At 69.8% G+C, this 10534-nt stretch carries 11 protein-coding genes; 7 read left to right on the plus strand and 4 right to left on the minus strand.

The features are described 5' to 3' along the window. Window positions 1-60: 60 nt before the first annotated feature. The 5 genes from kduI to EGK76_RS01125 all read left to right on the plus strand — a co-directional run bounded on the left by kduI (window position 61) and on the right by EGK76_RS01125 (window position 5814). The gene (gene kduI / locus EGK76_RS01105; protein ID WP_123831270.1) at window positions 61-909 is read left to right on the plus strand and encodes a 5-dehydro-4-deoxy-D-glucuronate isomerase; all 849 of its coding nucleotides are present in this window, start codon (window positions 61-63) and stop codon (window positions 907-909) included. 42 nt (window positions 910-951) lie between these two features. Further along, window positions 952-1707: a 2-dehydro-3-deoxy-D-gluconate 5-dehydrogenase KduD gene (gene kduD / locus EGK76_RS01110; RefSeq protein WP_096299896.1), complete on the plus strand. Its 756-nt coding sequence runs from the start codon at window positions 952-954 to the stop codon at window positions 1705-1707. An 82-nt stretch (window positions 1708-1789) separates the two neighbouring features. Next, the gene (locus EGK76_RS01115; RefSeq protein ID WP_123831272.1) at window positions 1790-2428 is read left to right on the plus strand and encodes an RpiB/LacA/LacB family sugar-phosphate isomerase; all 639 of its coding nucleotides are present in this window, start codon (window positions 1790-1792) and stop codon (window positions 2426-2428) included. 110 nt (window positions 2429-2538) lie between these two features. Further along, window positions 2539-3630 (plus strand): GDSL-type esterase/lipase family protein, encoded by a 1092-nt coding sequence (locus EGK76_RS01120; protein WP_233580185.1) that lies wholly within the window; start codon window positions 2539-2541, stop codon window positions 3628-3630. 597 nt (window positions 3631-4227) lie between these two features. After that, window positions 4228-5814: an SDR family oxidoreductase gene (locus EGK76_RS01125; RefSeq protein WP_123831275.1), complete on the plus strand. Its 1587-nt coding sequence runs from the start codon at window positions 4228-4230 to the stop codon at window positions 5812-5814. 20 nt (window positions 5815-5834) lie between these two features. Here the strand turns inward: EGK76_RS01125 and EGK76_RS01130 are convergent, their stop codons facing one another. Further along, window positions 5835-6083 carry a hypothetical protein gene (locus EGK76_RS01130; RefSeq protein WP_123831276.1) on the minus strand — a complete coding sequence of 83 codons (249 nt, stop codon included), beginning with the start codon at window positions 6081-6083 and terminating at the stop codon, window positions 5835-5837. A 63-nt stretch (window positions 6084-6146) separates the two neighbouring features. Here EGK76_RS01130 and EGK76_RS01135 point away from each other — a divergent pair, with 63 nt between their 5' ends. Together EGK76_RS01135 and EGK76_RS01140 are read left to right on the plus strand one after the other, a co-directional pair. Then, on the plus strand, window positions 6147-6923 hold the full coding sequence (locus EGK76_RS01135; protein WP_096299886.1) for an SDR family oxidoreductase: 777 nt from the start codon (window positions 6147-6149) through the stop codon (window positions 6921-6923). 112 nt (window positions 6924-7035) lie between these two features. Then, window positions 7036-7308, plus strand: a complete 273-nt coding sequence (locus EGK76_RS01140) for a hypothetical protein (protein WP_199730826.1) — start codon at window positions 7036-7038, stop codon at window positions 7306-7308. 143 nt (window positions 7309-7451) lie between these two features. On the opposite strand, the gene EGK76_RS15470 is transcribed toward EGK76_RS01140, so the two are convergent. The 3 genes from EGK76_RS15470 to EGK76_RS01150 all read right to left on the minus strand — a co-directional run bounded on the left by EGK76_RS15470 (window position 7452) and on the right by EGK76_RS01150 (window position 10532). Continuing rightward, entirely contained in the window at window positions 7452-8096 is a 645-nt protein-coding gene (locus tag EGK76_RS15470) for a DUF4124 domain-containing protein (protein WP_199730827.1), read from the minus strand. Then, a complete protein-coding gene (locus tag EGK76_RS01145) occupies window positions 8096-8791 on the minus strand; it encodes a DUF4124 domain-containing protein (protein ID WP_158613426.1) in 696 nt (231 codons plus the stop codon). Before EGK76_RS01145 ends, EGK76_RS15470 begins: the two co-directional genes overlap by 1 nt. A 259-nt stretch (window positions 8792-9050) precedes the next feature. Further along, the gene (locus EGK76_RS01150) at window positions 9051-10532 is read right to left on the minus strand and encodes an FAD-dependent oxidoreductase (protein ID WP_123831280.1); all 1482 of its coding nucleotides are present in this window, start codon (window positions 10530-10532) and stop codon (window positions 9051-9053) included. Between the last annotated feature and the right edge of the window lie 2 nt (window positions 10533-10534).

Raw genomic sequence — 10534 nt, forward strand, 5'->3', positions numbered from 1 at the left:
GACACCGGTTACCGGACATCGTAGAATTGGCCGGCGCCTCCTGGCGCTCTGGAGGACGTCATGTACCGGAAGACCTACTACGCGACCCACCCCGGGGTCATGCAGGGCATCGACAACGACGCGTTGCGCGATCTCTACCTGCTCGACGGCCTGTTCGCCGACGATGCGATCCGCCTGAGCTATACGCATTACGAGCGTTTCGTCATCGGTGGTGCCTGCCCGCTTGCCGCGCCGCTTTCCCTGCCGCAGCAGACCGAACCGGCCTCCGCTGCCGGGCGTCCCTTCCTTGAGCGCCGCGAGCTGGGTGTCGTCAACGTGGGCGCGGGCGCCGGTACCGTGCGCGTCGACGGGGTGGAATTCGCGCTCGCGCCGAAGGACGGGCTGTACGTGCCGATGGGCAGCGCGGAGGTCGTGTTCGCGTCGAACGACGCCGCAGTGCCGGCGCAGTTCTATCTCGCCTCGGCCCCCGCGCATGCGCGCTTCGAGGCGAAGAAGATCTCGATCGCCGACGCGGTGCCGCTGGAGCGTGGCGCACTGGAAACCAGCAACGAGCGCACGATCTACCAGTACATCGTGCCGGCCACCTGCCAGTCCTCGCAGCTGTTGCTGGGCCTGACGATCCTCAAGCCCGGCAGCGTCTGGAACACGATGCCGCCGCATCTGCACGACCGGCGCAGCGAGGTCTATTTCTACTTCGATCTCGGAGAGAACGACCGCGTCTACCACTTCATGGGCGAGCCCGACGCACAACGCCTGCTGGTCATGCAGAACAACGAGGCCGTCGTCTCGCCGCCCTGGTCGATCCACATGGGCGCAGGCACCTCGAACTACTGCTTCATCTGGGCAATGGGCGGCGAGAACCTCGACTACACCGACATGCACGTGCTGGACATCTGCCAGCTCAAGTAACGGCCGCACGCGGCCACCCACGCACACAACAGGGAGCAATCAATGAGCAATCCGTTCAGCCTCGAAGGCAAGGTCGCGCTGGTCACCGGCGCAAACACCGGCCTGGGGCAGGGCATCGCAGTGGCGCTGGCGCAGGCCGGCGCGGACATCGCCGCGGCCGGTATCAGCCCGCCCACGGAAACCGAAGCCAGGGTCAAGGCACTCGGTCGCCGCTTCGTGGCGATCGAGGCCAATCTGACCAGCATCGAGCCGGTGCCGCGCCTGCTGCAGGAGACGCTCGATGGCCTCGGTGGCGTCGACATCCTGGTCAACAACGCAGGCCTGATCCGCCGCGCCGATGCGGTCGATTTCAGCGAGCAGGACTGGGATGACGTCATGAACGTCAACATCAAGTCCGCATTCTTCCTGTCGCAGGCCATCGGCCGGCACTTCATCGCCCAGGGCAGCGGCAAGATCATCAACATCGCGTCGATGCTGTCCTTCCAGGGCGGTATCCGCGTGCCGTCCTACACCGCCAGCAAGTCGGGCATCGCCGGCATCACGCGCCTGCTCGCCAACGAGTGGGCCGGCAAGGGCATCAACATCAACGCCATCGCGCCGGGCTACATGGCCACCGACAACACCGCGCAGCTGCGCGCCGACGAGGCCCGCAACAAGGCGATCCTCGACCGCATCCCGGCCGCGCGCTGGGGCGAGCCGTCCGATCTCGGCGGCACGGCGGTGTTCCTCGCCAGCCGCGCGTCGGACTACGTCAACGGTGCGGTGATCCCGGTCGACGGCGGCTGGCTCGCGCGCTGATCCACCCACGTTCTGCGACCGGCCTGCCACATCGGCGGGCCCGTCGTTCTTTCCCCCTTCGAACACGCAAGAGAGACACGCCATGAAAATCGCATTGATGCAGGAATTCAGCCAGGCCGCCAAGAACCCGGTCGTGCTGGAGCAGCTCAACACGGTCGCCGCTGACAAGGGCCACACGGTCTTCAACGTCGGCATGGACGGCGACAACGACCACCGCCTGACCTACATCCACCTGGGCATCTGCGCCGCGCTGCTGCTGAACTCGAAGGCGGTCGATTTCGTCGTCGCCGGCTGCGGCACGGGCCAGGGCGCGATGATGTCGCTCAACGCCTGGCCGGGCGTGTACTGCGGCTACTGCATCGAGCCGACCGACGCGTTCCTGTTCGCGCAGGTCAACAACGGCAACGCGCTGGCATTGCCGTTCGCCAAGGGCTACGGCTGGGGCGCGGAAATCAACATCCGCTACATCTTCGAGAAGGCGTTCGACGGCGAGCGCGGCCAGGGTTATCCGGCCGAGCGCAAGGAATCGCAGATGACCAACGCCGGCATCCTGGCGGACGTCAAGAAGGGCGCGTCGAAGGATTTCGTCGAAGGCCTGAAGGCGATCGACCAGGAGCTGGTGAAGCAGGCCGTCGGCGGCGAGCGCTTCCAGAAGGCGTTCTTCGACAACGCCAAGGACGAGGCGATCGTGGCTTACGTCAAGGAAGTCCTCGGCAAGTAACGCGCCGCGCGACATCGCAACATGCTGCAGGTCGCCGCCATCGTGCGGCGGCCTGCGGTTCGATCCGGTTTGACGGAGTGCCGCCCAAGATGATCCGTTTCCTGTCGCTGATGCTGCTGACCGTTGCGGCAAGTGCGTCCGCCGCGGCGCCCGTCACCCACCGCATCTTCATCGCCGGCGATTCCACCGCCGCCGCCTATGGCCCGGAACGTGCGCCGCAGGCCGGCTGGGGCCAGAAACTGCAAGCCTGGACGACCGGTGGCTGGGAGGTCCGCAACCATGCGGTAGGCGGGCGCAGCACGCGCAGCTTCATCGACGAAGGCCGGCTCGATGCCATCGCCGCCGAGCTGCGGGCGGGTGACGTCCTGCTGATCCAGTTCGGCCACAACGACGCCAAGCGCGAAGACGCCAGCCGCTACACCGATCCAGATTCCGACTATCCGCGGTTGCTGCAGCGCTATGTGGACACCGCGCGCAGCCGTGGCGCCACGCCCGTGCTCATCACGCCCGCGGCGCGGATGCTCTACGACTTCCGTTCGCTGCTCGATACCCATGGCCGCTACACGCTCGCGATGCAGGCACTGGCTGCGCGCGAGAAGGTGCCCCTGATCGATCTCGACCGCAGTTCCAGCGCCTGGATCCGCCACCACGGCGAACAGGATGCCAAGCCCTTCTTCATGTTCGTGCCCGGGCAGGGCAAGTCCGACGGCACCCATTTCAGCGAGGCCGGCGCAGACGCCGTGGCCTGCCTCGTTGCGGCCGGATGGCGCGGGATCGATGCGGCCGCGCCGGTCAAGGCGGTGACCGCGGCCGACTGTCATGCGCTGCCAGCGCCGCCCGCGACGCCAGTCTCGCCCTCGGTGGTCGTCAACGAACGCGACATCGCGATCGAGCAGCCCGGCCCCCACGACGGTTTGGGCACGACCACCGCCTATCCGTTCTTCAGCGATGCCACCGGTTTCGACCTGGTCTTCCGCAAGCGCGCCTTCCACCCCGGCGCAACCATCGGCGACCACGTCAACGACAAGGACGAGATCTACTACGTGCTGTCGGGGCGTGGCCGGCTGACGCTCAACGACACCGTGCGCGAGGTCGGGCCGGGTGATGCGATCCTCACCCGCAACGGCGATCGTCATGCGCTCGAGCAGCTCGGCGACGAGGAACTGGTGATCTTCATCGTCTACCGTCCGGTGGCGCGCTGAGAAGACCGCGCCGGGTGTAACCGTCCGGGTGCGCGTGCGACGCCCGCTGGCGCGCACGTGCCGGACGGGCGGACGCCCCGGCAGGTGTCCAGGTAGTCCGGGAGGCGGCTGCCAGCCGGCCCGCGAATGTCGACCCGTCCGCCGCGACCGGTCACCCTCAAGCCTGAGTACGCCCTTGCCCGGGCTGCCTGAACGCTCTGCGCGGCCGGCTTGCGATCGTCGGCGCGGCGCACTCCAGCTGCCGGAGCGTGCTGCGCTCGGCCTAGCCGGACCATCGGCGCCGCCCCGCCTTCGACGGGCGTGCCGGCGCCTCCGGATGACGGTCCAAGCGTCTCCTGCGCTGGCGCCTGATCGCGCGCTTTCGGCTCCGGCCTCGCCTGGCGCACCACCGGCCGATGGCACAGCCCCCGCCGATCGGCGAAAATGGCCCGGTCGCAGGTCCACCGGACCTGCTGCGCGGTCACCGGGCAGGCGCTTCGCACCCCCGCGACCACACCATGCCCGCGACGGCCGCCCGGCTGCTGCACCGCACGCTTTTGACCCGTTCGACCCCGGCGCGCCACGCTGCGGCTGTCGTGCACGCTCCTGGACACTCTCTTGAATCCGATCTCCGCCCCGCTCCCGGCATCCGATGCCGACGACTCCCTGCCGCAGCGCGCCCGCGTCGCGCTCGAACTGCTCGAGGCGATCCGCGACGACCGCAGCGTGCTCGACGCCTTGCCCGAAGCCGACCGGATCCGTCTGCTGCAGGCCGTCGCGGTCGTGCACCATCCCGAGCCGCGCGCGCGCCGCAAGCAGGCCAAGGAAGCCCTGCGCGAAGCGAACCGGGAGAAGGTGCGCCGCACCGAGGAACTCCTCGACCGGACCGGCATCCGCACGCTGCGTCGCAAACCGGTATTCACCACGCCCAACTATTTCCCGCCGCAGCCGCCGGGCCAGCACGATCCGCGCAACTGCGCGAGCGAGCCGCTTGCCTATGCCGAATCGCCGGAACTGCTGCACTGCTACGTCTGCAAGCAGAAGTACACGCAGATCCATCATTTCTACGACCAGCTGTGCCCGACCTGCGCGGAACTGAACTTCCTCAAGCGCACCGAGACCGCCGATCTCACCGGGCGCGTCGCGCTGCTGACCGGCGGCCGGGTCAAGATCGGCTACCAGGCGGGTCTCAAGCTGCTGCGCGCGGGCTGCTCGCTGATCGTCACCACGCGCTTCCCGCGCGACTCCGCCCAGCGCTACGCGCAGGAGCCGGACTTCGAGCAATGGGGCCACCGGCTGGAAGTGTTCGGCCTCGACCTGCGCCATACGCCGAGCGTGGAGGCCTTCTGCGCCGAACTCGTCGCCACCCGCGACCGGCTCGATTTCATCATCAACAATGCCTGCCAGACCGTGCGCCGCCCGCCGGCGTTCTATGCGCACATGATGGCCGGCGAGACCGCCGCGATCGAGACGCTGCCCGAACACGTCCGCAGGCTCGTCGGCGGTTACGAGGGGCTGCGCGCGGCGGATCTGCTGCCCGGTGGAAGCCAGTCGCTGGTGGCCGGCGACACCAGCCGCGCGGGCCTGGCGCGCGCGGCGGAACTGTCGCAGGTGCCACTGCTCGCCGACGAACTGGTCGGACAGGCGCATCTGTTCCCGGAAGGACGCGTCGACAAGGACCTGCAGCAGGTCGACCTGCGTGGCCGCAATTCCTGGCGCCTGCAGATGGACGAAGTGCCGGCGGTCGAGCTGCTGGAGACCCAGCTGGTCAACGCGGTTGCGCCCTTCATCCTCAACGCGCGCCTGAAGACGCTGATGCTGCGCACGCCCGAGGGTGAAGCACCGCGCCGGGACAAGCACATCGTCAACGTGTCCGCGGTGGAGGGGCAGTTCTATCGCAACTTCAAGACCACCAAGCACCCGCATACCAACATGGCCAAGGCCGCGCTCAACATGATGACGCGGACCTCGGCCGCGGATTACCACGGCGACGGCATCCACATGAACGCCGTCGACACCGGCTGGGTCACCGACGAGGATCCGGTGGAGATCGCCGAGCGCAAGATCGTCGAGGAACGCTTCCATCCACCGCTCGACATCGTCGATGGCGCGGCGCGCATCGTCGATCCGATCATCGACGGCATCAATACCGGCACCCACGTCTGGGGCCAGTTCCTCAAGGACTACAAACCCACCGACTGGTGAGCCGGCGCGCCGGCGGCGGCTCAGCCGCCGGCAGCCTCGATCGCCTCGCGCGTGCGCTGCGCGTCGGCATCGACCGACTGCCGGGTCTTCTGCGCGGCCTCGAGCGGCGCGCGAACCGCATCGCGCAGCTGCGCGGCTTGCGGCTCCGTCGGCTTCTCGGTCGGCGAATCGGGCGGCGGCGTGCAGGCCGCGGTGGTCGAGAGAAGGGCGGCCGCGATCACGGCATGCGAAAGACGCGAAGCGGCTGCGGGCGAACGTGGCATCGACATGCGGTACTCCTGCGGGGGAGGCTCGGCGCTATCCTAACGCCGACACAGATCGGGGACTTGTCGATGGATCCGCACCGCTGGCGCCTGGATGGGCAACTGGCTCTGGTTACCGGCGGCAGCGCCGGCATCGGGCGCGCGATCGCCCGCGAGCTCGCAGGCTTCGGCGCGACGGTCCTGATCGTCGGCCGGAACGGCGATGCATTGGAATCCACCCGCGACGATCTGGTCGAGGAGTTTCCCGGCGCCGATGTGCGCGCGCTGATCGCCGATGTCGTCGACGAGGACCAGCGGCGCGAGATCCTCGACTGGGTGGAGGACCAGGGTGATGGCCTCAATATCCTGGTCAACAACGCCGGCGGCAACATCTCGCGGGCGGCCACCGAGTACAGCGAGGACGAGTGGCGCGAGATCTTCGAGGTCAACGTGTTCAGTGCCTTCGAACTCACCCGCTATGCGCATCCGCTGCTGATCCAGCATGCGACCTCGAGCGTGGTCAACGTCGGCAGCGTGTCGGGCATGACCCACGTGCGCACCGGCGTCGCCTACGGCATGAGCAAGGCCGCGCTGCAGCAGATGACCCGCAATCTGGCAGTGGAATGGGCCGAGGACGGCGTGCGCGTCAACGCGGTCGCGCCCTGGTACATCCGTACCCGGCGCACCTCCGAACCGCTGGCCGACCCGGACTACCTCGACGAAGTGCTGATGCGTACCCCGATGGGCCGGATCGGAGAGCCGGAAGAGGTCGCTGCCGCAGTGGCGTTCCTGTGCCTGCCGGCCGCCAGCTACATCACCGGCGAATGCATCGCGGTCGACGGGGGCTTCCTGCGCCACGGCTTCTGAGCCGCTGGACATCGCCCCGCGTGCGCCATGGCCGGTGCGCAGCACGTCGACGCCTGCGCCGACGCGGTGGCGGAGGTGGAGGGGCGCCACGGCCGGCTCGCCGGTTCAGTTTGTGCTGGCCTTCGCCGCAGGCGCCGCGTTGCAGTACGCGTTCGGCCTGCTGCTGGCGCCGGAAGGCATCGGCGCTGCGCTGCATCTGGCCGGCGCGCTGCTGGCCGACGCCGGTCTGGTGCTGGTCGTGTGGGCGCTCGCGCCGTTCGCGTGGCGCCGGACCACGATCATTCCCCCGCACGTCGGCGCGGCCGATCCTGCGCGGCCCCGTTCCGCTGGCGCCCACCCCGATCTACCTGGTCCAGGCCGCTCACCTACGTCGGTCTGGCGCTGATGCTGGATCTGCCGTGGGCGCTGGCCGTGCTGCCGCTGCCGGTGCTGGCCCTGCAGCACGCGATCATCCCGTTCGAGGAGGCGCGCCTGCGCCTGCTTCGGATCCGAGTACGACGCCGACCGGGCGACCGTACCGCGTTGGCTCTAGCCGGCCGCGGGCGCGACACCGGCGCCCGGGCCGCAGCTGCTGTCGCGCCAGGTCGAGAACAGCTGTTCGTACTCCAGGCGCAGCGGCGGCTGCTCGCGGGCCTGCGCGAAGCGCCAGCGGAACTCGGCTTCGCGCACCCGCGTCTCCCAGCTGCTGCACAGCGCCGCCTCGGGCACTGCCGTGCAGACATCGGCCACCTGCTCGCAGGCCTGGCCTGCGCCCATGCCGGGCAGCCCGCCGATGCCGACGGTCGGCAACGGCCGGCAACGCAATGGCGGCGTGTCGTCCTCACGCCAGTAGGTGGTGTTGTCGTGGACGCGACAGGTGTACAGGGCGGGGGGCGGGGGCGGCGGCTCGTCGGTGCTGGCCCGTTCGGTTGCCGGCGCCTGCAGGGTCGAGATCAAGGGTACCCGCGGCGGTGCCGGGGGAGCGGTGGGCGGGGCGACGTAGGTCGGCATCGATGTCGCCATCTCGACCACGCGACGCTGCTGGGTCTGGCCCGCGGGGCAGGGCGTGCCGTTCTGGAACGTCACCGCGCCGGCCGCATCGGTGCAGCGATAGATCACCGTGGTCTCTGCGTCGACACGGCCTGCCGCCGACACGGCGCACGCGAACCCGGCGAGCAGCAGGACGCGCCGCATCAACGGTCGCAGTCCTGCGCCAGACGCGCGTTGATCGTGCGTTCCTCGCGGGTGAGCTCGGCACGCTCGGTCGGCTGCGCATTGAAGAAACGACGGCGGATTTCCTCGCGGCGGTCGCTCAGCAGGCCACAGACCTCGCCCTGCGGCATCGGCCGACAGTCATCGCGGATCCAGGTGCCGGCGCCGTAGTAGCCGCCGCGCGGCATCGGAGGGGGGCCGGGGCGGTGGCCGGGACGGCTGTCGATCTCCAGGCGGCCCTTGCCGTCGCCCACCTCGACGCCCACGCGCGTGGAGGGTCCGTGCCGTACCGGGGGTCCATAGCCCATCGTCCACAGCGGCACCCAGCGCGGATTGCCTTCCGACGAATCGCTGGTGTAGCGGCTGCCGTCGGGCCGCACGCAGCGGTACATCGGCTGCGGCGGCCGCATGACGATGACCTGCGGCGCCGGCGCATCGACGACAGGCGCGGTCGGTCCCGCGGGACGCGCGGGCGGGGGCGCGCCGTCGACCGGGCGCAGCATGTTGCGGATCTCCTGCGTCTGCCCGCGGGCGCACGGCGAATCGCCGATGGTCACGTTTCCCCCGGCATCGGTGCAGCGATAGACCGTGACCTGGCCCGTTGACTGCGCCATCGCCGGCACGGCCGACAGCAGCAGGCACGCGGAGGCAATGAGCGGGCGGAGGGATTGGCGCATGGGGACATCATGCAAGCTCCAGCGCCCCGCACAAGTCCCGCAGGACATGGCGACGCTCCGGTTCAGCGCGAGGGGGGGCGGGGGCCCGGACCTTGGGGTAGCCGATGCGCGAGCCGTCAGCGCGCCCGTCGCTACGCCTGCGGTGTTGCGATGCGGGGGAGGTCCGGCCTTCTGCGCGGGGTGCCTGGCCCAGGCCACGATTGGTCCCGGCGGGCCGCTACCCCGCGCTGCCCGAGCGCCAGGGCGACCATGCGACGCGTCAGATGGCGTCGAGCGCCGCGCTGGCCGGGCGCGCGGCCTTCCGCAACATCCGCGCGATGCTGGCCGCGGCGTCGCGGCCTTCCTGGACCGCGGTGACCACGAGATCCGCGCCACGTACCGCGTCGCCGCCGGCGAACAGTTTCGGGTGGGCGGTCTGGTAGGGCAGGCGACGCTCGCCGCCAACGCCGATGCGGCCGTTGCCGGGCGACTCGACGTGCCCGTCGAGCCAGTCGGGCACCTGCGGCGAGAAACCGAACGCGATGATCACGACGTCGGCCTCGAGCAGGGATCCGGTGCCATCGATCGGCACCGCGCTGCGGCGGCCATCGGCATCGGGTTCGCCCAGCCGGGTTTCGACCACGCGCACGCCGGCGGCCCTGCCGGCCGTATCCGGCACGATCTCCAGCGGCTGGCGGTTGAACAGGAAACGCACGCCTTCCTCGCGCGCGTTGGCGACCTCGCGCGCCGAGCCCGGCATGTTGGCCTCGTCGCGGCGGTAGGCGCAGGTCACGCTGGCCGCGCGCAGGCGCACGGCGGAGCGCACGCAGTCCATGCCGGTGTCGCCGCCGCCGAGCACGACCACGCGCTTGCCCCGCAGGTCCGGCAGCGCCAGCGTGGTTTCCCAGCCCGCGACCGGGCGGCCCCAGGTATCCCCCCCGGTGACGATGCGGCCGTTGTTCACCAGGAACGGCAGCGCCGGCAGCACGCCGGGCAGGTCCTGGCCTGGCAGTCCGCCATCGGTGTAGCGGTAGGCGCCGGTGCCGATGAAAACCGCGTCGAACTCCGCGAGCAGTGCATCCATGCCGATATCGCGGCCCACCTCCACGCCCAGGCGGAACTCGATGCCCATGCCCTCCAGCACCGCGCGCCGCGTCGCGATCACCGATTTGTCGAGCTTGAAGTTCGGTATGCCGAACTGCAGCAGGCCGCCGACCTGCTCGTAGCGGTCGAACACCACCGCGCCGATGCCGGCGCGTACCAGGCGATCCGCGCAGGCCAGGCCGGCGGGCCCGGCGCCGATCACGGCCACGCGCCGCCCGGTCGCGACGACCTTCGACAGGTCGGGCCGCCAGCCCTGTGCGAACGCGGAGTCGACGATGTACTTCTCGACCGCGCCGATGGTCACCGCGCCGAAGCCGTCCTCGAGCGTGCAGGCGCCTTCGCACAACCGGTCCTGCGGACAGACGCGGCCGCACATCTCGGGCAGGGGATTGGTTTCGTGGACCAGCACCGCCGCTTCCAGCACGCGGCCTTCCTGCACCAGCCTGAGCCAGTTGGGTATGTAGTTGTGTACCGGGCACTTGGCTTCGCAGTACGGAATCCCGCAGTCCAGGCAGCGGTCGGCCTGGTGTGCGGCCTGGCGGTCCTCGAACCGCCCGTAGAGTTCGTTCCAGTCGCCCTCGGTGCGCAAGGCCAGTGGCAGCTTGGCCGGCATCTCGCGGGGTTCGTTGAGGAAGCGGAAGACGTCGCGCTTGGTCATCG

The organism is Luteimonas sp. 100069 (assembly GCF_003813845.1).
GTDB classification, from domain to species: Bacteria; Pseudomonadota; Gammaproteobacteria; order Xanthomonadales; family Xanthomonadaceae; genus Luteimonas; species Luteimonas chenhongjianii.

Excerpts from the sequence above, each read along its gene's own strand:
- kduD (WP_096299896.1), top strand. The coding sequence starts at position 952 with ATGAGCAATCCGTTCAGCCTCGAAGGCAAGGTCGCGCTGGTCACCGGC.
- EGK76_RS15470 (WP_199730827.1), bottom strand. The coding sequence starts at position 8,096 with ATGCGGCGCGTCCTGCTGCTCGCCGGGTTCGCGTGCGCCGTGTCGGCG.
- EGK76_RS01120 (WP_233580185.1), top strand. The coding sequence starts at position 2,539 with ATGCTGCTGACCGTTGCGGCAAGTGCGTCCGCCGCGGCGCCCGTCACC.
- EGK76_RS01135 (WP_096299886.1), top strand. The coding sequence starts at position 6,147 with ATGGATCCGCACCGCTGGCGCCTGGATGGGCAACTGGCTCTGGTTACC.
- EGK76_RS01145 (WP_158613426.1), bottom strand. The coding sequence starts at position 8,791 with ATGCGCCAATCCCTCCGCCCGCTCATTGCCTCCGCGTGCCTGCTGCTG.
- EGK76_RS01130 (WP_123831276.1), bottom strand. The coding sequence starts at position 6,083 with ATGTCGATGCCACGTTCGCCCGCAGCCGCTTCGCGTCTTTCGCATGCC.
- EGK76_RS01115 (WP_123831272.1), top strand. The coding sequence starts at position 1,790 with ATGAAAATCGCATTGATGCAGGAATTCAGCCAGGCCGCCAAGAACCCG.
- EGK76_RS01150 (WP_123831280.1), bottom strand. The coding sequence starts at position 10,532 with ATGACCAAGCGCGACGTCTTCCGCTTCCTCAACGAACCCCGCGAGATG.
- kduI (WP_123831270.1), top strand. The coding sequence starts at position 61 with ATGTACCGGAAGACCTACTACGCGACCCACCCCGGGGTCATGCAGGGC.